Annotated in this window: 31 protein-coding genes, 1 tRNA gene and 1 pseudogene; 14 read left to right on the forward strand and 19 right to left on the reverse strand. The window is 33.6% G+C overall.

The features are described 5' to 3' along the window. The first annotated feature begins 42 nt into the window (after positions 1-42). Positions 43-1,059, forward strand: coding sequence for a siroheme decarboxylase subunit alpha (gene ahbA, locus NKOR_RS02625; protein WP_014962813.1), 1,017 nt, complete (start codon positions 43-45; stop codon positions 1,057-1,059). Between the two features lie 341 nt (positions 1,060-1,400). Here ahbA and NKOR_RS02630 read toward each other — a convergent pair. The 11 genes and pseudogenes from NKOR_RS02630 to NKOR_RS02675 form a co-directional block, all read right to left on the reverse strand. Beyond that, a pseudogene (locus tag NKOR_RS02630) lies at positions 1,401-2,398 on the reverse strand (aldo/keto reductase). A 75-nt stretch (positions 2,399-2,473) separates the two neighbouring features. Next, positions 2,474-2,977 (reverse strand): chlorite dismutase family protein, encoded by a 504-nt coding sequence (locus NKOR_RS02635; protein WP_238535974.1) that lies wholly within the window; start codon positions 2,975-2,977, stop codon positions 2,474-2,476. Beyond that, positions 2,941-3,165: a chlorite dismutase family protein gene (locus NKOR_RS10295; RefSeq protein WP_238535975.1), complete on the reverse strand. Its 225-nt coding sequence runs from the start codon at positions 3,163-3,165 to the stop codon at positions 2,941-2,943. Before NKOR_RS10295 ends, NKOR_RS02635 begins: the two co-directional genes overlap by 37 nt. 45 nt (positions 3,166-3,210) lie before the next feature. Beyond that, the gene (locus NKOR_RS02640) at positions 3,211-3,423 is read right to left on the reverse strand and encodes a DUF167 domain-containing protein (RefSeq protein ID WP_016939680.1); all 213 of its coding nucleotides are present in this window, start codon (positions 3,421-3,423) and stop codon (positions 3,211-3,213) included. Positions 3,424-3,446: 23 nt separating this feature from the next. Continuing rightward, positions 3,447-4,217 carry a Fe-S cluster assembly ATPase SufC gene (sufC, locus tag NKOR_RS02645; RefSeq protein ID WP_014962816.1) on the reverse strand — a complete coding sequence of 257 codons (771 nt, stop codon included), beginning with the start codon at positions 4,215-4,217 and terminating at the stop codon, positions 3,447-3,449. 95 nt (positions 4,218-4,312) lie between these two features. Continuing rightward, positions 4,313-5,269: a transcription initiation factor IIB gene (locus tag NKOR_RS02650; RefSeq protein WP_014962817.1), complete on the reverse strand. Its 957-nt coding sequence runs from the start codon at positions 5,267-5,269 to the stop codon at positions 4,313-4,315. After that, positions 5,266-5,535, reverse strand: a complete 270-nt coding sequence (locus tag NKOR_RS02655; RefSeq protein ID WP_016939681.1) for an H/ACA ribonucleoprotein complex subunit GAR1 — start codon at positions 5,533-5,535, stop codon at positions 5,266-5,268. The genes NKOR_RS02650 and NKOR_RS02655 overlap by 4 nt, the downstream gene beginning before the upstream one ends. A gap of 74 nt (positions 5,536-5,609) precedes the next feature. After that, entirely contained in the window at positions 5,610-5,909 is a 300-nt protein-coding gene (locus tag NKOR_RS02660; RefSeq protein WP_014962819.1) for a signal recognition particle subunit SRP19/SEC65 family protein, read from the reverse strand. 1 nt (position 5,910) lies between these two features. Further along, a complete protein-coding gene (locus NKOR_RS02665) occupies positions 5,911-6,294 on the reverse strand; it encodes a 30S ribosomal protein S8e (RefSeq protein WP_014962820.1) in 384 nt (127 codons plus the stop codon). A gap of 68 nt (positions 6,295-6,362) precedes the next feature. Beyond that, positions 6,363-6,941: an SMC-Scp complex subunit ScpB gene (gene scpB, locus NKOR_RS02670; RefSeq protein WP_014962821.1), complete on the reverse strand. Its 579-nt coding sequence runs from the start codon at positions 6,939-6,941 to the stop codon at positions 6,363-6,365. A 54-nt stretch (positions 6,942-6,995) separates the two neighbouring features. Then, positions 6,996-7,673: a chromosome segregation protein ScpA gene (locus NKOR_RS02675; RefSeq protein ID WP_014962822.1), complete on the reverse strand. Its 678-nt coding sequence runs from the start codon at positions 7,671-7,673 to the stop codon at positions 6,996-6,998. A gap of 94 nt (positions 7,674-7,767) precedes the next feature. Here NKOR_RS02675 and NKOR_RS02680 point away from each other — a divergent pair, with 94 nt between their 5' ends. Both NKOR_RS02680 and NKOR_RS02685 read left to right on the forward strand, forming a co-directional pair. After that, positions 7,768-8,820 (forward strand): alcohol dehydrogenase, encoded by a 1,053-nt coding sequence (locus NKOR_RS02680; RefSeq protein WP_014962823.1) that lies wholly within the window; start codon positions 7,768-7,770, stop codon positions 8,818-8,820. Between the two features lie 47 nt (positions 8,821-8,867). Continuing rightward, the gene (locus NKOR_RS02685) at positions 8,868-9,617 is read left to right on the forward strand and encodes a response regulator (protein ID WP_014962824.1); all 750 of its coding nucleotides are present in this window, start codon (positions 8,868-8,870) and stop codon (positions 9,615-9,617) included. On the opposite strand, the gene NKOR_RS02690 is transcribed toward NKOR_RS02685, so the two are convergent. Continuing rightward, complete coding sequence (locus tag NKOR_RS02690; RefSeq protein WP_014962825.1) at positions 9,609-10,109, reverse strand: Lrp/AsnC family transcriptional regulator; 501 nt, start codon at positions 10,107-10,109, stop codon at positions 9,609-9,611. The genes NKOR_RS02685 and NKOR_RS02690 overlap by 9 nt on opposite strands. A gap of 66 nt (positions 10,110-10,175) precedes the next feature. Next, complete coding sequence (locus NKOR_RS02695) at positions 10,176-10,739, reverse strand: YkgJ family cysteine cluster protein (RefSeq protein WP_014962826.1); 564 nt, start codon at positions 10,737-10,739, stop codon at positions 10,176-10,178. Positions 10,740-10,834: 95 nt separating this feature from the next. Between NKOR_RS02695 and NKOR_RS02700 the strand changes: the two genes are divergently transcribed. Continuing rightward, positions 10,835-11,146 carry a translation initiation factor eIF-1A gene (locus tag NKOR_RS02700; protein ID WP_014962827.1) on the forward strand — a complete coding sequence of 104 codons (312 nt, stop codon included), beginning with the start codon at positions 10,835-10,837 and terminating at the stop codon, positions 11,144-11,146. Between the two features lie 45 nt (positions 11,147-11,191). Then, positions 11,192-11,383, forward strand: coding sequence for a cold-shock protein (locus NKOR_RS02705; RefSeq protein ID WP_014962828.1), 192 nt, complete (start codon positions 11,192-11,194; stop codon positions 11,381-11,383). A 93-nt stretch (positions 11,384-11,476) separates the two neighbouring features. Here the strand turns inward: NKOR_RS02705 and NKOR_RS02710 are convergent. Continuing rightward, a tRNA-Tyr gene (locus NKOR_RS02710) sits at positions 11,477-11,603 on the reverse strand. A 100-nt stretch (positions 11,604-11,703) separates the two neighbouring features. Here NKOR_RS02710 and NKOR_RS02715 point away from each other — a divergent pair. The 6 genes from NKOR_RS02715 (at position 11,704) to NKOR_RS02740 (ending at position 16,924) form a co-directional block, all read left to right on the forward strand. Next, positions 11,704-12,312, forward strand: coding sequence for a hypothetical protein (locus tag NKOR_RS02715; RefSeq protein ID WP_014962829.1), 609 nt, complete (start codon positions 11,704-11,706; stop codon positions 12,310-12,312). 34 nt (positions 12,313-12,346) lie between these two features. Continuing rightward, positions 12,347-12,757, forward strand: a complete 411-nt coding sequence (locus NKOR_RS02720; RefSeq protein WP_014962830.1) for a translation initiation factor IF-5A — start codon at positions 12,347-12,349, stop codon at positions 12,755-12,757. A 111-nt stretch (positions 12,758-12,868) separates the two neighbouring features. Then, entirely contained in the window at positions 12,869-13,558 is a 690-nt protein-coding gene (locus NKOR_RS02725) for a diphthine--ammonia ligase (RefSeq protein WP_014962831.1), read from the forward strand. Then, positions 13,551-14,876 carry a signal recognition particle receptor subunit alpha gene (locus NKOR_RS02730; RefSeq protein ID WP_014962832.1) on the forward strand — a complete coding sequence of 442 codons (1,326 nt, stop codon included), beginning with the start codon at positions 13,551-13,553 and terminating at the stop codon, positions 14,874-14,876. Before NKOR_RS02725 ends, NKOR_RS02730 begins: the two co-directional genes overlap by 8 nt. A gap of 18 nt (positions 14,877-14,894) precedes the next feature. After that, a complete protein-coding gene (locus NKOR_RS02735; RefSeq protein WP_014962833.1) occupies positions 14,895-16,040 on the forward strand; it encodes a tRNA pseudouridine(54/55) synthase Pus10 in 1,146 nt (381 codons plus the stop codon). Positions 16,041-16,213: 173 nt separating this feature from the next. Further along, positions 16,214-16,924, forward strand: a complete 711-nt coding sequence (locus tag NKOR_RS02740; RefSeq protein WP_014962834.1) for a hypothetical protein — start codon at positions 16,214-16,216, stop codon at positions 16,922-16,924. 11 nt (positions 16,925-16,935) lie between these two features. Here NKOR_RS02740 and NKOR_RS02745 read toward each other — a convergent pair whose 3' ends face one another. Both NKOR_RS02745 and NKOR_RS02750 read right to left on the reverse strand, forming a co-directional pair. Further along, positions 16,936-17,109, reverse strand: a complete 174-nt coding sequence (locus NKOR_RS02745; RefSeq protein ID WP_014962835.1) for a 30S ribosomal protein S27ae — start codon at positions 17,107-17,109, stop codon at positions 16,936-16,938. Beyond that, positions 17,109-17,510, reverse strand: coding sequence for an eS24 family ribosomal protein (locus NKOR_RS02750; protein WP_026089950.1), 402 nt, complete (start codon positions 17,508-17,510; stop codon positions 17,109-17,111). The genes NKOR_RS02745 and NKOR_RS02750 overlap by 1 nt, the downstream gene beginning before the upstream one ends. A gap of 82 nt (positions 17,511-17,592) precedes the next feature. Here NKOR_RS02750 and NKOR_RS02755 point away from each other — a divergent pair, with 82 nt between their 5' ends. Further along, on the forward strand, positions 17,593-18,153 hold the full coding sequence (locus NKOR_RS02755; RefSeq protein WP_026089951.1) for a DUF309 domain-containing protein: 561 nt from the start codon (positions 17,593-17,595) through the stop codon (positions 18,151-18,153). On the opposite strand, the gene NKOR_RS02760 is transcribed toward NKOR_RS02755, so the two are convergent. Further along, positions 18,137-19,423, reverse strand: a complete 1,287-nt coding sequence (locus tag NKOR_RS02760; RefSeq protein ID WP_026089952.1) for a BPG-independent phosphoglycerate mutase family protein — start codon at positions 19,421-19,423, stop codon at positions 18,137-18,139. The genes NKOR_RS02755 and NKOR_RS02760 overlap by 17 nt on opposite strands. Positions 19,424-19,658: 235 nt before the next feature. On the opposite strand from NKOR_RS02760, the gene NKOR_RS02765 reads away from it, so the two are divergent. Then, positions 19,659-20,675 carry a galactose-1-phosphate uridylyltransferase gene (locus tag NKOR_RS02765; RefSeq protein ID WP_014962839.1) on the forward strand — a complete coding sequence of 339 codons (1,017 nt, stop codon included), beginning with the start codon at positions 19,659-19,661 and terminating at the stop codon, positions 20,673-20,675. 42 nt (positions 20,676-20,717) lie between these two features. After that, positions 20,718-21,164: a hypothetical protein gene (locus NKOR_RS02770; RefSeq protein WP_014962840.1), complete on the forward strand. Its 447-nt coding sequence runs from the start codon at positions 20,718-20,720 to the stop codon at positions 21,162-21,164. Here the strand turns inward: NKOR_RS02770 and NKOR_RS02775 are convergent. Next, positions 21,161-21,598 carry a GNAT family N-acetyltransferase gene (locus tag NKOR_RS02775; RefSeq protein ID WP_014962841.1) on the reverse strand — a complete coding sequence of 146 codons (438 nt, stop codon included), beginning with the start codon at positions 21,596-21,598 and terminating at the stop codon, positions 21,161-21,163. The genes NKOR_RS02770 and NKOR_RS02775 overlap by 4 nt on opposite strands. A 2-nt stretch (positions 21,599-21,600) precedes the next feature. Continuing rightward, positions 21,601-22,305 carry a nucleotidyltransferase family protein gene (locus tag NKOR_RS02780; protein ID WP_014962842.1) on the reverse strand — a complete coding sequence of 235 codons (705 nt, stop codon included), beginning with the start codon at positions 22,303-22,305 and terminating at the stop codon, positions 21,601-21,603. Between the last annotated feature and the right edge of the window lie 47 nt (positions 22,306-22,352).

The raw sequence follows: 22,352 nt of genomic DNA on the forward strand, positions 1-22,352 counted from the left end.
CATTTTTAATTGAATGAAAGGGTCTTTGTCTTATTGACGTCAATGGATGAACTAGACAAAGAACTTCTTAATGAAATTCAATGGACTTTTCCATTAGTTACTAGGCCATTTGATGCAATTGCAAAAAAATTTGACACTACTCCTGAGATTGTTAAAGAACGCCTAAAACAACTAAAAGAAATTGGCGTTTTAAGACAGCTTAGCGCAATTTTTGATACTAGAAAACTAGGTTACACAAGTTCCTTGGTAGCAATGGAAATAGAATCTGACAAACTAGAATCTGTTGCAAGCCAGATTAATCGTCATCCTGGTGTCAGTCATAATTATGAACGTGACCATCAGTTTAATCTCTGGTTCACTTTGGCCGTTCCTCCTGGTTCTGATCTAAAAACAGAACTTGAAAAATTCAATGTTCTAAAAGGAATTAAAAAAGTCAGAATGCTCCCTACATTACAATTATTCAAAATAGGTGTAAAACTTGACATGGTTGATGAAAAGAAGCATGATGTTGCACCAACTGAGGAGAAAAAAGAAATTAAAAATGTAAAATTTGAACCAACTGAACAAGACAAAGATTTCATCCGTGAATTACAAAAAGACATGGACATAATTGATGAACCATTTGTAAAAGCTGCTAACAATCTTGGAATATCTGAAAATGAATTATTTGAAAAGATGAAATATTATGAAGAAATTGGAGTAATGAGACGTTTTGCAGCAATTTTAAGACATAGACAAGTAGGATTTACTGCAAACGGAATGATTGTTTGGAAAGTTCCTGAAGACAAAATTTCTGCTGTTGGTGCTCAATTGGGTGCATTCCCTCAAGTAAGTCATTGTTATGAGAGACCTACATATCCTGATTGGCCTTACAATGTTTTTTCCATGATTCATTGTAAAACTCATGACGAGGCAAACAAAATGGCAAAAACAATTCAAGATCAAATTCATGTTGATGATTACAAAATTCTCTTTAGTTCACGTGAATTCAAAAAGACACGTGTTGAATATTTTGTAGAAAACTCGTTTTCTCTAGAAGAAACGGTTCCTGCATCTTAAATTTCATTTTCATCATGTCCTACGACATGAATTATACAAAAATACTGGTCATTCATGTTGCAATAAAATGATGAATCTTTCCCACATTCTTTGCATGGTGGTTTTTCATCCTGTTCTGATAACTTTGTGTGGTAAACCTTGCTTCTACTTGTAATTCTGGAATCTTTGTAAATTCTTGTTAGGTTGGTATAGTATTCTAATTCTCCATGGTTTAACGGAACATCGTTTTTAATTTTTTAATAATTGATTCCCATTTTTTATATTCGCCAATTTTTGCAAGTTTCATTCTCTCAATGACTTCTATGGTTTTTTGAGAATCTATTGGAAAATTCATGCACAAATTAATTTGCTTGAGGCGTTGCTTTTAATTCGTACTCAGGCCATGTGTTGTACAAATCATCAATTTCTTTCATGTCTGATGAACTCAAATATTTTCCATCTGAAATTGCTGCAAACATCTCAATTTCCTCTTCACTTACAACTGTAGGTAAAACTGATGCAATCTTGTTTTTTGATAAGATAAATTTGATTGCAAATTCTGTAATGTTTAGTCCGTTTCGTTCAGCAATTGGTCTGAATTGTTCTACTTTTTCTAATGCAGACTTTCTCCATTCTGCTTTTCTATCTTTTCTATGATCATTACTTGGAATCACAGTGTCTGCTTTTACTTTACCTGTTAAAATTCCTGATGCATCTGGAACTCTAACAAGAATTCCCACATCTTTTTTTCTGCTTTTTGAATCAATTCATTTCCTGGAGTTTGCTCTAAGATATTGTAAACCGTTTGTATGGATGATACACTTTTTCTATCCATTGCTTCAAGTCCTTCTTGAGTCCACCCAATTGCTGGACCGAGTGCAACTTGGGCTGCTTTAATTTTTCCTTCTTCCATCAGTGTATCAATGGTGTTAAATGTCTCATCATTTCTGATATGATGTAATTTTGGATTGTGTAATCCTAATGAATCAATGTAGTCTGTTTGAAGTCTTTCTAAACATGCTTCAAGTGCTTTTCTTGTATATTCTGGGCTATAATTTTGTGGAAGTTCTGTATGACCAATCTGTTCAACATTTGAAAAATCATAACCATATTTTGTTGATATAACAATTTCATCTCTCATTCCTTTGAATACTTCACCTATGAGTTTCTCACTTTTTCCTTTTCCATACATATCTGCAGTTTCAAAATAATTAATTCCTAAATCGTATGCTTTTTTGAGCATTCTTTTTGCCTCATCTTCTTCTATCTTCTTTCCCCACCAGTCTAAGGCAATACTCCATGCCCCAAATCCTATTTCTGAAACTTCAATTCCGCTCTTACCTAGTTTTTTGTATTTCATCTTTTACACCTTATTTTTAAGAGATATTTGAAATTTCTTCATTTATGTTTATCCAAGATTTGTACATTTGAAATTCTATCCTAAACTGGAAATTAGTGGCACGATATCCTTTTTGATACACACAATCATGGGGATGTCATTTTTTACATATGATGACACTTGGGTTTCCCTCAAATCCATTATCAGGTCTTGAAAATCTCTAACATTATCTACTTCAAATGCTAACATGAAATCTTCATCATGTATTCCAAAGGAGTATGTCGTGTTTAGCACTACTTGTGGATATTTTTTACTCACTTCAATATGTTCATCCATTATTTCTTGTCTTTTTTCTTGAGGTAAGAGATACCATTCACGAGTTTTTGTAAATGGATAAACTATGACGTGTTTTTTTGGTTCCATACCTGTAATGAATCCATGTTCTTTTCCCTCTCCTTTTACATAGATTGATGGTCTTGAACACGATAGATATGTTCTAGATGGAATAATGTATTTTCCAAAAACAGTCTTGTATATCTTTTCTATTGCTTTTTGAATTTCTTCTAATGAATTTCCAACAATGAATTTCCAACAAACCATAAAAGAAAATCTGCATCATCTCTTAATCCTAAATTAGAATATGATCTATATTTTATTCCTGAATTTTTTAAAATATTTTCTACCTCTTTTGCAGATTCTTCTTTTGCTAAATCTGCCATCCATCTCCATTTTGGATCAACTTTGAAAAATGAGAAATTGAAATAATATTGTTCATTGTTATCTGACATGTTCTGTACAATTTGAAAACCCTATTTAAACAAAAACTAGATTTTCTAATGTGAAATTTCTATTATCTTTTCTTGATGTTTGTGACCCGATTTTATTTTGATTTGTGTGGTGGACACTCCAAAATGTTTTGCTAGTTTTTTGATAATTTCCATATTTGCTTGTCCTTTGATTGGTTTTGATTTTAACCCTATGTTGATTTGATCTTCGTTAACTTCTAAAAATTCATTTGAAAATTCTACATGAACTTTGAAAATCAATATGATTGCAGAAATTATTTTAATTATGCGGTTTGCTCTAAAACCCAATCGTAACCTTCTGATTCGAGTTTATCTGCAAGTGATGCATCACCTGTTTTGAGAACTTGCCCTCTTGCAAATACGTGTACAAAATCTAGTTTGTCTAAGAATTTTAAAATTCTTGCATAGTGAGTAATCACAATTATTGTTGAATCTTTTCCAGCAACTTTACTGATTGCTTTTGCAACTGCTTGAACTGCATCAATATCTAAACCAGAATCTGGCTCGTCTAAAATTGAAATCTTTGGCTTTAGTACTGCCATTTGTAAAACTTCTGCTCTTTTTTTCTCTCCTCCGGAGAATCCTTCGTTAAGATATCTTGAAAGAAATTCTTCTTTTAATCCAACTTTTTCTAAATTTTCTTTGAGATATTTTTGAAATTCTCTTACTGTGATGAAAACTTCTCTATCATCTCCTTCTAGTGCTTTACTTAAAGAGTTGTAAGCTGTTCTGAGAAAATGAGAGAATCCTACACCTGAAACTTCTGTTGGATATTGAAATCCTAGGAACAACCCTTTCTTTGCTCTTTCATCTGCAGTTAATTCTAAAATGCTTTCACCGTCTAGCAAAATGTCTCCTTGTGTTACTTCGTATTTTGGATGTGCAAGTAATGTGTAAGCTAGTGTACTTTTTCCTGAACCATTAGGTCCCATAATGGCATGAACTTCTCCAGGACCTGTTTTCAGGTTAACTCCTTTGAGAATTTCCTTCCCTTCTCTTGTTACGTGAAGGTCTTTAATTTCAAGAACTGCCATGTTGCGCAATGTTTTGTTTCTATATATAATACCGACGAAATTTAGCTGATCCTAACGGGCATTTTTGATAATAAAATGAAAAGAGGGGGGGGGTGTTAATATTTGGCCAGAGATGGTCTCAATGTTATTTTGAGTTTGTAGCTTGTTAGAATCTCTTTACATCTATTTCTGATAGTAACTTCAGTTACTCCTGCAATACCTGAAACGTCTCTTTGGAGTACGTTTTGCCCTAGCAGTACTGATGACACATACAGATATGCTGCAGCAATTCCATTTGGAGCTTTTCCATCTGCAATACTGCTATCTTTAGTTTTTTCTGCAATTTCTAAGGCTAATCTTTCGACTCTGACCTCAGTTTGTGTCATGTTTGCTATCTTTGAGATGTATTTGTCCATGGTTACTACTGGGGCAGCTATTTGTCCCATTTCCATTACCATGGTTCTATAGTATCTTGCTGCAAGTTTTGTTTTTGATTTTACATCTTTTGCTGGACATATTCCTCGAATAATTTCTTCTAGCGATCTTACTACATCACATTGTTTGCATGCCATGTAAATTGTAGCAGCTGTAATGCTTACTACTGATTTTCCCTTCACATCAACATGTCCATCCAAGTTTCTGTATATCATAGAAGCAGTCTCCAACACATTTTTTGAAAGACCTAACCCGTCACATGTTTCACCCATTTTTGTTAAAACATTTGCAAGTCGTCTCTCTTTTGGTGAGGATACTCTTACTCTTTGTTGCCACTTTCTGAGATTGTGCATTTGGTTTGCAACTTCGTGATTGATTGTTTTTCCACTAAAGTCCTTTGTGCTAATTGCTATCTCAGTTGTGATTCCCAAATCGTGTTGGGAATAAGTTGTTTGTCCGGTTGCTCTTGCTAACTTCATTTTGTCTTCGAGATTCGAACTTATTGTTTCTGGACCATAATCTGCCACTTGATCTGCAACTACTACGCCACAGCCCGAGCAAATTATTTCTCCGTTCTGCATGTCATTAACTACTGTTGCTTGACATTCAGGACAGTTTTGTTTTTCTAGTATGTTCATTTTCTTCTTCTCCTAAATTTTTTCTTTGAATTGTCAGGAGAATACTCAGTTGCGAAAACACTTTTGCCAATGTATTTCTTGATGTTGTTTGTTAATGGAGTTGCGGATGCAAATGGTCTCCTTACTGGACCAATTAATTCCATTACTTTTGCAACTCTAGTTCCCTTCTCGTCACAGAGTATTTGTCCTTCAACTAATTTGTTAGATAGTTGAATGATTACCCTGCCACTACCGGCTAGGTGCATTATTTCGCCTACCTCCTGCAATTAAAAACACTAATCATGGTATTCTTATCATAGACTTCTGTCAACTTTACTTTAGCTAAGAGCTAGATTTGATTTTATTTTGATTGTTTGGACCTTTTTGCAACAAGTTTTTCGGAAATTTTGTTAAGAATTTTTGTCTTAGAGGATCCTTTTGGTAAAACAACATAACCTGATCTTACAAATGGTCTTTTTGGAAATCGTACTTTGTCATCCGATTCTGTAATTTCAAATCCTGCAGATTTTGTTGCATCCATTAGTTCTTTCAATGAAGGATCAAAAACACATTTTTCTAATCCTAGTCTTCGACCTTTTGATTTTTTTAAATTCTTGTTGAAATAATCCAACCAGATTACGACATGTTCGTAATCTTTCATTTTATTCCTTTACTAAAATTGCGTTTACTATTCCGTTTTGTCCTGGTTTAGAAACAACTCTGCATTTTCCTTCTTGTGTTTCTAATATTGCGCCCTTTGTAATAATTCCTCGTCTTTGGTAATCATTGTTTGTTGTGTTTTCTAAAACTTTGAGAATTTTTGTTTTCTTTACTTTAGCATCTCCTGTTGCTAAGTTAACAAAATCAATTGCCTTTAGTGCAGTCTTTCTATTTTTTCCTCTAACATGTCTTGTTACTGTTACTTGAGCTCCTGTTACAGCTTCATTTGGATATCTATCTGTTTCATATTTTCTTCTAATTCTAAGTGGATGTCTTCTTCCTCCAGTTGTTTTACTGGTTGCCAAATTCTCTACTGATTTTCTCACGAAAACTTGTCTGAATTACTCTAATTTATACAAAACGCAATAAATTAGCCTTAAAGCAAAAATCTTGCTTAGTTTACTTCTGTTACTATTTGTGGTGTAGGATTTGTATGTCTTGCACTTGCTGTTTTTCTTACTTTTGAGAATAATCTCTGTTTGAGATCCTCGACATCTCCTTGAATTCCAAAATATTTTTGGAATTTTTCTGTGGTGGTGTAAATTTTAATTCTTCCAACATTTTGATGACTAATGTAATCTAACTGTCTTAATTCTTTCAAATGTGCATAAACTCCTGACCCTCTAACTTCTACTAGCTGTTTTGATGATATTGGTTGTTGATATGCGATATATGATAATGTTTTGAGGGTGGCGTTTGGCAAAACTGGTTTTGAAGCATATTTTTTAACTGTGGCACTGTACTCTGGTTTTAACTGCATGACATATGATCCATCTGGAAGTATGACTACTTCAAGTGCTTTGAAAGCAGACTTTGTCTTTTTCATTATATTTTGAAGAATATCAAGTGTTTTTGTCCTTGATTCTGTGCCTGAGGCTTTAATGATGTCTTCTACTCGTAACGGTCTGCCTGCTGAGTAAAGCGCTGCCTCGACTCTTGCTGTTGCTTCATCAATACTTTCAATTTTGGCCAATTATTCGTTCATTCCTATAAAATATAGTTAAAGAAACCCTTTCTTCATTTTTGATCAGTTTGTTAATTCTTCTTTTATTACTGTGATTTTGATATCATCTTCAACCTGTTCCAAGTCTACTTTTTGGTCTCTTGCCAAAAATAATACTGCAAAGAAACATCTGATTGAATCAACTGGGTCTAATTCTGAAATTATGTTCTGTAGTAATCCGTATCCTGCGCCTGCAATTTTTTTCATAACTAAGTCTTCATACTTTCCAATTATGCTTTCAAGTGAAATGAAATATTCTTGAAAGTCAGGTGCTTCAATTGGTTCTATCTCCACTTGTCTGTTTCTTCTTGACTGAGGATTTGCAATCGTGCCAATTAGATTCTGTAACAACCCTAACAAATCATCTAATGACACTGGGTATGTGGATTCATGTCTATATGGCATATCAATTAAATCAATATCAACATCTGTTCTTTGATGCATTGGTTTTTTCTCCATTGCTGCTCTTTGTAGTGCAAAAATACTCTCAACTTTCATCCTGTAAATTAACGACGATGAAAGTGCTGCCATTCCTGCTACTTTGAGATCTTTCTTACCTGATTTTTCAAGAATTTTTATCAACAAGTTCAGAATTTGAATTAAATCAATCTCCCATACGTCTTTTTTTGCAACAGATTGAGGGCTAAATAGAATATTTACTGGTTCCTGAGAAATACTGCTGGGAGTAGATGGTTCACTCACACAAGCACTCACTTTTTACTCCATAATATCTAAGGGCTCTATTTTTTTCTCATATCCAGTCAACTCTTATATTGTTAGTATCAAAAATCATTTTATGAAATCTGCTAGGATAACTGGCCCAAATGAGCCACTTGCAGTAACTGAATCTGAAACCCCCAAACCTCAAGGTAGTCAAGTTTTAGTCAAAGTAAAATCTGTAGGTGTTTGTCATAGTGATTTGCATTTGTGGGAAGGTGGCTATGATCTTGGTGATGGTCAATTCATGAAAGTAACTGATAGAGGGGTAAAATACCCTGTAACTCCTGGCCATGAAATTGCTGGAACTGTTGAAGAAATTGGTGATTCTGTTTCTGGAATTTCTATAGGTGATGAAGTGTTAGTTTTCCCCTGGATAGGATGTGGTGAATGTCCTGCATGTAAAGTAGGAAATGAAAATCTTTGCGATACACCAAAATCACTGGGTGTTTTTCAAGATGGTGGTTATTCTGATTATTCTTTAATCCCTGATTCAAAATATTTGGCAAAACTTGATGGTGTTGATTCTGATTCTGCAACGTCGCTTGCATGTTCTGGACTTACTGCATATACTGCTATCAAAAAAGCAAATCAAAACTCTCCTGAATTTCTTGTAATTGTTGGTGCTGGTGGATTGGGACTGATGGGCGTACAAATTGCAAAGGCAATAACTAATGCAAAGATTGTCTGTGTAGATTTAGATGATCAGAAATTAGAAACTGCAAAAGAGATGGGTGCTGATTTTACAGTAAACTCAAAAGATCCTGAGACTGTTCAAAAAATTATGTCTATATGCAATGATAAAGGCGCTGATAGCGTAGTTGATTTTGTTAATGCCCCTCCTACAGTAAAAACTGGCTTGGCTGTTTTACGTAAGAGAGGTAATCTAGTATTGGTAGGATTATTTGGCGGTTCTTTGGAACTATCTCTTGTAACCATTCCTCTAAAATCTATTCTTATTCAAGGAGCATATACTGGAAACTATAATGATATGGTTGAACTTCTTGCACTTGCAAGAAAGGGAACAATCAATCCTGTGATTTCAAAAAGGTATTCTCTTAATGATGCAAATAATGCATTAGAGGATCTTAAGGCACGTAAGATTCTTGGACGCGCGGTAATCAATCCTTGAACAACTCCTCGTAAAATCTTATTAAATAAAAAAACCGAGTAACGACATTGGATATTAAAACAAACAGCGAAGTTGCATTAGCTCATCTAAAAAACAAACAGTACATCACAGCTCATAATTTATTCTCAAATCAGGCAGAATCTATAAAAAAATCTGAACCTGTCAAGTCTGCCTTATTGTATATGTTAGCAGCTGAATGTAAAAAACAACATGGAAAAGAATATGAAAATGAGATTGGTGAAGCTGGAAATTTATTTCTGAAATACTCTACTCTAAAAAATTCTGATAATGTAAAAGGCGCACTTCTATGTGCTTCAAAATGTTTTTTAAAATTAGGTGATTTTGATAAAGCAAGAGATACATATCAACAAGCAAAGACAATGTTTTCAACAATAGCTCAAGTTACAAGACCTATTGTGATTGTTGATGACAGTAAAGCCATAGCATTAAAACTACAAACTTATGTTAAGAAATTGGGATATTCTGATATTCATGTCTTTGAAAATGGGAAAAATTGTGTTAAAGGATGTAAGTCATTGTTTTCTGAAGGAAAACAACCTATACTTCTTTTGGATATGGGGTTGCCTGATCTTGAAGGTGATGGTGTTGCAGAAAAATTACTTAAAGAAAAATTAGATTTACAAATTATAGTTATTACTGCTGATGAAAAAACAACTCAACGTGTACACAAAACACTTAGTTCCGGAGTATCTGCCTTTATTCAAAAGCCTTTCACATTAGATGAAGTCAAAAAGGCCATAGACGTTGCAGAATCGGAATATTCTTTGTTACAATAACAATAATGACATGTTGAGAATATTTACATCTCTGATGTCGATTTCATTAATTCTGTAATCTGTTATCTCTTCAGAGAATTTCTCTACAATTTTTTCCGACGTGTTATCTTTTTCAGATTCTATCTGTACGATTATTTGCATCTTCCATTCTCCTTCCATGTTTGCAACCAGAACATAGTTGTTTAATTTCTTAACAAAGTCTATAATAGAATCTCTAACTGACTCCAGTGATTTTGATGGTTTTAATTTTATCATTACTGATTGATACTTGTTAATTCCTGATACATCTGTTAGAACTGCCTTGTATCCTTTAATGATTCCACTTTTTTCTAAACGCTCAATTCTCTTTCTGATCGTTCTGTCTGAAACATCATGTCCTAATTTTTCTAATTCTGTGGCAATTTCTTTTGATGGTGTTCTGGCATTGTTGTTAAGAATCTCAATAATTTTCTGATCTACTTTGTCTAAGTTAGACCATGCATCCTCACTCATACAAATCCAGAATCTTCATGCTTTTTGTATTTTTGGTTGATTTTACACTTGTGCCATAAAAATTGATTATTCTTCTAAGAACCAACCTGATTCAAATAGGTCACTATCCTGTTCTTCTCCGATTTCTGTTGCAAATCTCCAAATAAATGGAGAATCTGTGTACATTTGCTCTTTAATTTTTAACAATGATTCTATTTCAGAATTCAGGTTTTCATCTGCTGTTTTATGTTCTTTACAAAATTTACATTTTTCATCAAGTGTAATTGGATCTGATTCAATTAATGGATATGTTCTACATGCCATTGGTCTGTCGTTGTATATCTTACATGGAAATCCATTATGTGGTGATTTATTCCCGCTTTCTGTATCTAAAAAAGGACAAGTATTGCCGTTTTTTTCAATTCCCATCATTTGATACGCTAAAATTTTTTCAGGTGATGATTCTTTTTTATTTGAAATTCCTATTCTTGGTAAAATTTTAATGTCCAAATTTTTTTCTTGTGCTAACTTCTCAATTTTCTTTTTTTCATCAGGCAGAATCAAAACACCAATTTTTCCAAATTTTTTACTTGGAAAGTACTCTCTTTCAATACAACACTGTGAACATTCTTCAATACACCTAAACTCCATATTTTCTTTCTAATTCTAACGCATAAAACTCATTACAATAATCTATTTTTTTAAAAAAACCTATCAGTTATATGCTCATAATGTGGTCTACTATTATGGGTAAGCGCCAAGTAAAAAGTGAAAGTGCATTAAAAGAAATACGTCTTCCAGAAGAGGGGGAATTATTTGGCAGGGTTCTTAAGATGCTTGGTGGCGAAAACGTCTTGATCAAATGTACTGATAATATCACAAGACGAGGTAGAATCCGAGGAAAATTAAAGAGACGAGTTTGGATCAGAGATAATGATATTGTAATTATTGCACCTTGGGATTTTAACGAAGCTGAAAAAGGTGATATTGTTTGGAGATTCACTCTTCCTCAAGTTGAATGGCTAAAGGAAAACGGACACATTCCAAAAGATTTCTAATTTAACACCTTAGTTAATATAGTGAATAAACTACTCGAAAACTAAATGGAACAAGGTACCGTAAAATGGTTTAACCGTACTAAGGGCTTTGGTTTTATTGAAAGAGAAGGTGGAGACGATCTATTTGTTCACAAAACAGATGTTGACGGATTCATCAACGAAGGCGATAAAGTCGAGTTTGAAATCGGTGAAGGCAAAAAAGGCCCAGCAGCACAAAAAGTCAAAAAAACAGAATAGACAATGAATTTTTAATTTAAGATTTCATCTTATGTTTTCTTAACCTAGTCTATCTTTTTATTATTTTTACAATTATTTTAAATCAAAAGTTTGTGGTCCCAAGCGAAGGAATTGAACCTTCGACAACCCGGTTTCTGTATGCCTGATATGCTGTTATTCGGTCAGCCATCTAAAGCCAACAACTACAGCCGGAAGCTCTACCAGGCTGAGCTAGCTTGGGACAAGAAGAACGAAGTTTACTGCTATTAAAAAACTATCGTAGTGATTTGATCGACTAATCAATATAAGCATAAATAGTCTTCACCGTTGTTCATTGTTTAATGTCCAAACTCCAATTGTCGTATTCTGGTTATGTTTGTGCACCGTATTTGCACACTCATGAATCGGTTACACTAAAAGAATCTTGGATAGCATCAAAAAATATTGAAAGGTTGTACTTTGTGACTGGTACATTTTCATCTGAAAGTAAACCTTATTTTTCAGATTCAACAAATCATTATCTTTTAGCTAAATTCAAGGACAGTTCAAAGATCACAAATGATCTTGTTGCTCACAACCAAGAAAAAACATCTTTCGTCTTTAATGTCAAAGATGATCTATTCCAACATGAGGTTCAAGGGGATGTAAATTTTGTGTCTGTCTATTATATGGAATATGGCGAAGATGAGGATCTCTCTGAAATTGCCCATTTGTTGGTAAAAAAAGACCAGATTGAGACAGCAGGAATCGGAAACATGGAAACTTTTTGCTCACATCCCTCCAAATTTACATTTCCATACTCTGAAAACATTATTGTCATAGAAGTAGCAAGTGAAAAGAGTCATCAAAGTGTAAAAAAATATTGTGAGCAAACTAGACGAGATGCTAATCGAAAAGGACTGACAATGACTAATTTGATGAGTCTTTCAATTTTAGAGCAACTAAAGTAGAAAAGTTAAATATTCGACCAAAAACTGTTTTTGCATGAGTAAACCATCTGACCTTGGTTCGTTAAAAATTGGTTCTTACATTCTATTGCCCCATTCAGATCAACCAAGTGGTGAACCATGCAGAATTGTTGAATATGATACATCAAAACCCGGAAAACATGGTGCAGCAAAAGCAAGAATCGTAGCTGAGGGAATTTTTGATGGTCAAAAAAGACCTCATGTAGGACCTGTCAGTATGCAAATTCATGTACCTATGATTAACAAAAAAGTGGGCCAAATCATTTCTATGACTGGTGATACTGTTCAGTTGATGGATTCTGAGACTTTTGAAACAATTGACGTTACACTAATTGACGATGAAGTTAAAGGAAAATTGGAAAACGGACAAAATGTAGAGTATTGGGTTGTAATGGATAAAACTAAAATCATGCGCATTAAGACATAATGCGGATGCTGATGATTATTGGAAAAGCCGTCTGATTTTGTGATGACGATTATGAGTATTGAAGCGTCCTTTGAGTAAACTTAAACAATTGTTGAACTGATTTTTTGTAAAATGAAACTTGCTTCTCTTTTTTCAGGTGGAAAAGATAGCACTTTTGCCATCTATGCAGCACAAAAACAAGGTCATAAGGTATCCTGTCTTCTAAGCATATTTGCAAAATCTGATGAAAGTCATTTGCTACATCATCCAAACATGCAATGGACAAAACTCCAATCTGAATCAATGCAAATTCCACAAATCACAATAAATTCTGATTCTGACAAAACCGAAGATGAACTTGTTGCATTAGAATATTTGCTGAAAATTGCCAAGGATAAATATGGAATAGAAGGATTGGTTTATGGTGGAATTAAAAGTAATTTTCAAAAAGAAAAATTTGAAAAAATTTGTTCTAAATATGATTTGACTGTAATTGCACCTTTGTGGCATCTGGACCCAGAACAATACATGAATAATTTACTTGATGCAAAATTTTCTTTTATTATGGTTACAGTATCTTCTGATGGCTTAGATGATTCATGGTTGGGAAAACGTATTGGATTTTCTGAAATAAATATTCTGAAAAGTTTATCTGAAAAGTTTGGATTTAATTTAAATTTTGAAGGTGGTGAAGCAGAAACATTTGTAATTGACTGTCCTTTATTTTCAAATTCGATCAAAATTAATCAAGCAGAAAAAAAATGGGATGGTTATAGAGGAAGGTTTGAAATAGTGGATGCAGAATTGAATTACAATGCTTGACGGACTTAAGAGTAGTTTAGGCGATGCAATCAAAAAGATTGTCAAATCATCGGGAATTGATGAAGAACTTATCAAGGAACTATCTAAGGATGTTCAAAGGGCATTATTGCAATCTGATGTTAATGTGAGGTTAGTTCTTGAAATTACAAAGCATTTGGAGGAGCGTGCCCTAAATGAAACCCCTCCTCCAGGCCTTTCTAGGAAGGACCATATTGTAAAAATCCTATATGATGAACTCTCAAGCTTACTTGGAAATGAATCTGAATTTGATTTCAAGCCTGGAAAACAAAATAAAATCATTTTGTTGGGAATTCAAGGAAGTGGAAAAACCACTGTTGCCTCCAAACTTGCAAAATTCTTGACTAGACAGGGATACAAAGTTGGGGTTATTGGAGCTGATACCTATAGACCGGGAGCTTTAGTGCAACTCAAAACAATGTGTGAAAAATCAAATGTTGAGGTATATGGAGAAGAAAATAACAAAGACTCTCCTAGCATTGTGAAAAATGGTTTGAAACACTATGAAGGACAACCATTAGATGTCATCCTAATTGATACTGCAGGACGCCATAAAGAAGAACAAGATCTACTTGAAGAAATGGATAGAATTAACAAAATTGCTGACCCTGATTTGGCGCTACTTGTAATTGATGGAACAATTGGACAACAATGTTTCAATCAAGCTGAGGCATTTCACAAAACAATACCTGTTGGTGGTGTTATAATCACAAAATTAGATAGTTCCGCAAAGGGAGGAGGTGCATTAGCTGCATCTGCTGCAACTGGTGCGCAAATAATGTACATTGGTACTGGTGAACGAATTGATGATTTAGAAAAATTCTCACCAACAAGATTTGTTGGACGTCTATTGGGAATGGGTGATGTTCAAGCTGTTTTAGATTTGGCAAAACGTTTGGAAAATGAAGGTGATGATGTTCGAATGAAGAGAATCTCTAGTGGAAAAATGAATATGGATGATTTCTTTTATCAATTAGAGGAAGTAACTAAAGTTGGTTCACTTCAAGGATTACTTGAAAGTATGCCTGGTCTTTCTGGAATGGTAAAAGGTGATCAAGTAAATCAAATGGAAGACAGAGTTTCAAAATGGCGCTACATCATTCAAAGTATGACCAAAGAAGAGAAGGCAGATCCTGATTTACTAAACTCTTCTAGAATCAAAAGAATTGCACGAGGTTCAGGTTGGCCAGAAGGTGAAGTCAAAGAACTAATTAAAAATTATAAAAATTCTAAGAATATGATGAAGGCTTCAAAAGGAAGACAAATGCAAGGCACTCTTAGAAGAATGGGATTAGGTTAATAACGCATTTTTTCTAAAATGACTAACTATCAAAAAATCATTCCTATTGCAAATCAAATATTAAAAAAACATGATTTGTGTGAACATTGTCTTGGAAGATTATTTTCAAAACAACTTAATCTTTCATCAAATAAACTTCTTGGTAAAAAACTAAAGAAAAATTCTAAACCAAATCAAAGATGCTATATTTGTAAAAATCTGTTTGATAATCTGAATTATTTTTTAAATATGATGTTGGACTCTGCATCATCGTATTCTTATTCGTCATTTAGTGTTGGGGTTATAATAAAACCATCAATAATAGACCGAGATGACATTATTCGTTCAAAATACAAACTAAAGGGAATAGATGGAATCAAAACTGATATTGTAAAAGAATTGGTAAAATTATTTTCTAAAAAAACAAAAAAGACTTTTGACTATTTAGATCCTGAAATTGTATTTACTGTAAACCTTAAGGATGAAGATTGTACTCTCCGCTCAAAATCATTGACTCTTTCTGGAAGATATGTTAAATCTATACGAGGTTTTTCCCAAAAACAGAAATCTTGTTCAAATTGTTCTGGAAAGGGATGTAGGGTTTGTGATTTTCATGGAATTTTGGAATTTGATAGTGTTGAAGGGGAAATATCTCAATTTCTTTTTAAAAAATTGGGCGGTACTACTGCTAAATTCACTTGGATTGGAGGTGAAGATAAATCTAGTTTGGTTCTGGGCTCTGGCAGGCCTTTTTTTGTAAAAATCCAAAATCCTTACAAAAGAAATCTGCAAATCTCTTATGCCAATTTAAAACATGTTCAAGTCAGCAATTTCAAAATTGTTCGAGAGTCTCCAAAGACCCCTCTGAAATTCAATTCTTTAGTTGAAGCAAAAATATCTACATCATCAAGCATTGACTCAAAACTTTTACAAAAAATAAAAACACTTGCTAAAAATACTGTTGTCGTGTATGAAAAATCTGGAAAACGTTCTGAGAAGAAAATATTTTCAATAAAATATAAAAAACATGATGAAACTTCGTTTACATTATTTTTCAAATTTGAAGGAGGATTGCCTGTAAAACGTTTTGTTACTGGGGATGATGTTTCTCCTGGAATAACTCAAACGCTTGGTGTTCCTTGCAAATGCCTTGAATTTGATTTTCATGATATTGAGGTAAAATGATAACAATTAACTAGCTCTGATTCTTCCAAAGTACTATGCCAATAAGAAAAAAAGGTAAACATCAAAGACATGCTGATCAAAGGGCAGATAGACGAAGAAAAAAACAAGCAAAATCTGGAAAACCTAAATCATAACCAAATCAACCTTTTTACATTCAAAATTGTCGAGGAATGATGTTGGATCCGCTAATACGTTTCAAAGATGCACATTCTAAAGGAATAATCCCTGATGATGTATATGACCTTACAATCAAACGTTTCCCTTTTACTGTTGCAGGAATTAATAGAATTGAAAAAGCATCTGGAATTCGTTATCCTGTTGCATATGTGGAGCCATCATTAGTAATATCTGCACCAAACCCTAATTCTTATGAATATGGTATCTTGTTTGCACGAACAATTCCTGTGGTATTTGAGGATAAATTCCAGGTTGTAATTCAAATTTCTGCTCCTTTGGTAGCTTATGGTCTGAAAGGTACGATTCATGCGATTTTGGCACATGAATTTTTACATTTTCTAGAATTAATACGAAAAATTTCAAAGATGGAATTACTCTCAGATGAAATCTCTGGAAATTTATTTGAAAATGTTTACAGTGATGAAACTAGATTGTTTGAACCCAAAGCTGTATTCAAAGATCGTACACTGCTAAACCATATCACAAAAAAATTCCCGGCTGGCTTTCGTGACTATAAACTTGAAGATAAAGTTACCAAATTTTGGATTGATAGGAATCTTCCAAAAATTAACATTTCTTTGGATTCTAATAATGTAAAATTGCCTGCAGATGCTCTCTCTAAAATTAAACTTGACCCTTCATTTGTTTCAAAACTTGAACAACTGGAAGAAAAGAGCTCTAAGATTCGTAAAAAGAAATTATACTAAGTTAAATTTTTTTATTGATTAAATTCTGTTAATCCACATTTTCCACATGTGTGTCTATCTTTGTGTTCTGACATAAAAACACCTTTACCACATCTTGAACAAATTTTCTTGATTCGTGATACTTTGTCTCCGTCTACTTTGTAGTATGCATAGACATTTGGGCTTGAACCTTTCTTTCCTGCCATTATTCAGATTTCTCCTCTTCTTTTGGTTCTTCAGCAGGTGCTTCTGCTGCTTTTTCTTCTGCTGGAGTATCCTCCGCAGGCGCTTCTTGAGCTGCAGCTTCTGCTTCAGCAAGCTTTGCTTTTGATTTTTCTAATCTTGAGAAAATTGTTGGATTGACATGTTTCTTTGCCAATCCTTCATCTTCATACACAAAGAAAGTTCCTGTTACAATTGGTTTTCCAACATGAGTCTGTAACCTCATTGGGATTACCACTTTACCATCAAGTTTGAATTCTTTAGTAATCATATCGACTGCCTCGAGTTTTTTGAGTTTTCCTGCTAATCCTGCAAAATTGCATGTAAGCTCCCTTCTGGATAGGAATGTGTTATCTACGTCTGTGATGGTCTCAATGATTGACATGTATCCAAAATCCTTTAGATATTTCATATAAACCTTGATTGAAATAGGCAAGAAATTTAAGAAAATCTTGGTAAACTTTACTATGGAACGATATATGCTACATTTGAAAAACACTCGTTACACACCTGAGAATTCACGTGAGGTTGTCTACAAGGCAAGAGATCTTGCATCTGATATGAATGCCTCAATCCGAGTTGCTAGAATTGCCAAGAAGTTTGTTGAATTAGATGTTTCAGTTGAAAAAGAAGACCTTGACAAACTGGTTGACAAATTATCCCCTATTGGACCAATTGATAACATTCGTCATGTCCTTGAAGAAGAAATTGAAAAAGAGAAGGGAATCGCTGATGGAATATTTTATTTTAACAATGAACGATTTTGGGAAAGTCATGAAGCATTTGAAGGTGTTTGGAAAAAATGCTTTGGACGGGAAAAAGAAATTGTTCAAGGAATTATCTTAATGGCAGTTGCTTTTGCACATGCTCAAAAAAATGAATTAAGCATTGGGATTGGAATGCTTCGAAGAGTTTTAGAAAAATTAGGAACTTCTCCTTCTAAATATCACTCAATTGATGTTGATAGAATTAGAACTAAAGCAATTGAAATGCAACAAGAAAATAAACTGACTACGTTTGAGATTTGATTAATTCTAAAGATTTTGTAACTACCTCTGCACCCTGAAGAAGACCTATGCTTCCTTTCTTTGCTTGGGCTTCAGTCATTCTGGTTGTGCCATCTTTTTTAATAAAATCTCCAGAAACTAAAACTGGAACTGGGTCATCACTATGTCCTTTATTGATGCAAGGAGTCGAATGATCAGCTGAAATTACTATTGCAACTTTGTTTGTATCTATGTTCTCAACAAGTGTTTTGAAGAATCGTTGATCAATTTCTTCTATGTTTTTCATTTTCCCTATGGCATCTCCATCGTGCCCAAATTCGTCAGGTCCTTTAAGATGTACATAAATTGAGTTTTGAGTTTCCATTGCTTTTGCAGCTACTCTTGCTTTTTCTTCATAATCTGTTAACCCTCCAGCTTCAAATGCTTTCATTTTTAGTACTTCTGAAATTCCTAATTCTACTGGCATATCTACAATACATGAAAAATTCATTCCATATTTTTCATTGATTGGAATTACGTCTGGATATTTGTTTCCTGCATCTCTGAGTAAAATACAACTAAGTTTCTTTTTACCCTGGTCTTCTCGTTTTTTGTTTATTTGACTTTCTTTACAAATATTGATTGTTTGTTCAGAGAATTCATTTACTATGTTTGCAGTAGATTTTGCATCCTCAATATCTTCTAAAGGTAAACATTTTTCAATTTTTAAAAAATCTCCAACAGCTTTTGCTACCCCCATACCTCCAATATTGCTGTATGCTGGATCTGTGTTAGTAATTTTTGATGATAGTTTTTTTCCATCATTTCTAATTCTAACCGTTACTCTGTGACCAATTGTTGGAGACACGACAACAGATGTATCTGGATTTGAGAACTTTATTTTTTCTTCAATCTCTTTTGCTATCCCATCTGCATCTTCTTTTTCAATATGTCTGCCTGCCCTTCTGTCAATGATGACTCCTTGATCATCTAATGTTGAATAATTTCCTCGTAATGCTAAATCTCCATCTTTAAAATCAATTCCAATTCCTATTGCCTCAATTACCCCTCTTCCTGCATAATCTTCATGTTTGAATTTGTATCCTAGCATGTTGAAAACAGCAATATCTGATTCCGGAGCAATTCCTTTCCCAACAGAAATTACTTCTCCAATTGCACCATTACTTGCAATTTTATCTAAAATTGGAGTATTTGCAGCCTCCAGTGGTGTTTTTCCATCTAAATCTGGATGTGGAAGATCTCCGACACCATCTAAAAGAACGTAAATCATATGAACGTCTGAATTATCCATGATTTTTCCCTGATTAATCCAGACCTGATGCTCTCCTTTAAAGTTTGCAACAAATTTTGCGATCAAAATAACAATGAAATTTTCAATTCTCTGTTTTTTGATTTCAAAAAAGAACTATTTTTGATGAAATTCGTATTTTCTTATTTTTAAAAATTTTTTTAAAAATAATTTTAATTTTTCCATATCATTGGATCTTAGTAAACGTTTTAACAGACATTTACTGCAAATTACAATTATGGGAGATATGCGCAAAGATTATGTTTCTGAGCGTTTCATGATTGTCTCCAAAAAAACAGATAAAGTTAAAGACCCAAAAAAATCCCCATTTGCTCCTGGAAACGAATCCATGACAAATCCTTCTGTTTTGTCTCTTGTTGCAAAAGATGGAATGTTGCAAAGATTACAAGACAGTGATGATGAATTTGTTGAAGGGTGGTCTATCCGAGTTTTTGAAAGTAAAAATCCAATTGTGTCCGTTGACACTGAAAACACTTACAGTGATAGACCCTTTTACAGTGAGCCTGCATATGGATACCATTACATTGTTGTTGCTTCTCCAAATCAAAAAGATACTTTTGCAACAATTGATACTGAACAATGGTCTAACATTTTAGTAGTTGTTCAAGACCGTCTAAGATGGCTTTACACTCAAAAAGGTGTCACATACGTTTCAATTTATGCTGACCAAGGAGAATTGTCTGGCAGTACAACTCTTCATCCTCATCTCAACATACTAACATTTTCTACAATCCCTCCAATTATTGAAGAAGAAGCTGAAGCATCGCACAAAATTCTAAACGAAAAAGGTGTTTGCCCAATGTGTCAAACTGTTAATGAGGAAATCAGTGGTCCTAGACAGGTTCTTCAGACTGAAGGCTTTATCGCATTTTGTCCTTGGTCTCCCTCATATCCATATGAGTTTTGGATTGCTCCTAAGAAACATACTACTAGTTTCTCTAAAATCACTCAAAAAGAAATCAATGACCTGTCTCTAATTCTAAGAGCAACTCTTGGAGGATTGTCTCAAACCATCAAAAATGTTTCATACAATCTGGTTTTTCACCTTTCTCCTGAGAAAAAAAATAGCAGACAGATTCATTGGCATATTGAAATTTATCCAATCACAAAACCTTGGTCTGGATTGGAACGTGGATATGGTATTTTCTTAAATGATGTTTCTCCTGAAGAGGCTGCAGAAAAACTTGGTGCTGCTTGTAGAAAAGAACTAGCAAACCTAGTTGGAATTGTTTGATTTTTGAATAGTTTATTATTCAACCAATGTTTGTCATAAATTATGCAACTTGAAAATTGGTTAGGGCTTGGTAGTATTGCCTTTTTTGTATTATTTGTTCTTGTAACTAGTTCTCTTTACTTCTTCATGTTTGATGATCCTAACACTTCTGATCTTCCTATTAATCCTGACAACTTTGCAAATCCAAAAATTCTTCAATTCATTTCAATTACTATTGCACCTGGAGGGATTTTAGCTGCGGTTGCATTCATTTTATCAAAATATTATGGCTCTAAAAGAATAGGTATGATGATTTTGATAGATGGTATTGTTTTACTTGCAGGAATGGCATTTTGTCAAACCCTTGTAGATAAAATTCATGATTCATACATAACAGATACTGTTTTGATTGTACCTCCATTGTTTATGGTATTATCTGCTCCTGTAATGTATTTTGGAATACGTTTGATGAAAGTTAGAAAGACTCGTCCAAAAAAAGAATATTTCTAAATGTGGTCGAACCTTAGTTCGTTTGCTACTTGTTTGAAACCTAATTTTTCATAAAATGGCTTTACATCATCCGTACAATCTAGAATTGTCTTGTAGCAGCCTTGATTTTTGGCAATTTCAAGAAGATATTTCATAATTTTTTCGCCAATTTTTTGCCCTTGGAAATTTTTATCCACTACCACATCTTCGATATGGCCAACTAAGCCCCCTTTGTGGATGAATTTTTGTTCAATCAATAATGTAGTTGATCCAACTACTCTCCCATCTATTTCTGCTATTGCTATCAAATAATCTGGATTTGAATCTATTTTTTCAAAAATTTCTTCTGCTTTACTTTTATCAATGTCACTTGCTTTTCTTAATGAATCAAGTGTAGTAAGGAACCCCTTATCCAAATCACCTTTTCTTAATTTTCTGATTACTGGATCTCCCATTTTTATCCTCTATTTCCAAATTTCTTGGCATATTCTTGATTTGCTTGTTTGTATGATTCTTTATTTCCAATATCGATAAATCCTTTTTTTGTAATGAAACTGTTAACCAGTTTTTTCTTGCTCATTGCTTTTTTAATGACATCATCCATTCCGTACGATTTGTTCCTTGGAATGTATTTCAAAATACCTGGTTCCATAACATAGCATCCCATATTGATATTTGCTTTAATCTCTGGTTTTTCCACCCAACTTGTTACTTTACCTGTTTTTGAAGTATTAATCACTCCGTATTCCAAATTGGTTTTGTATTCGTATAAACTCATGGTGGCAAACGCTTTCTTTGTTTTGTGTTGTTTGATCATATTTCTAAGACTAAAATCAAAAATGGAATCTCCATACACACAAACAAAAGTATCGTCAATAAACTCTTCAGCTGTTTTGAGTTGACCTGCAGTGGCTAACGGTTTTTTTGAAATTGCATATTCTATGTTAACCCCAAATTTTTCTCCATCTTTAAAATAATCTTCAATTGATTTTCGAAGATAACTCACACACAACACTATTGATTTTACTCCATTTTTTTTATTCCAATCTATGAGATGTTCTAAAATTGGTTTTTTGCCTAATGGTAACATTGGTTTTGGAGTCTTGAGTGTTAGTGGACGTAATCTGGTACCTAGTCCTCCCGCTAGAATTACTGCCTTCACAAATATTCTTTCATGTGTGAGTATTTATGTTCAAGGATGATTTGATA

Origin of the sequence: Candidatus Nitrosopumilus koreensis AR1 (genome assembly GCF_000299365.1) — an archaeon.
GTDB lineage: Archaea > Thermoproteota > Nitrososphaeria > Nitrososphaerales > Nitrosopumilaceae > Nitrosopumilus > Nitrosopumilus koreensis.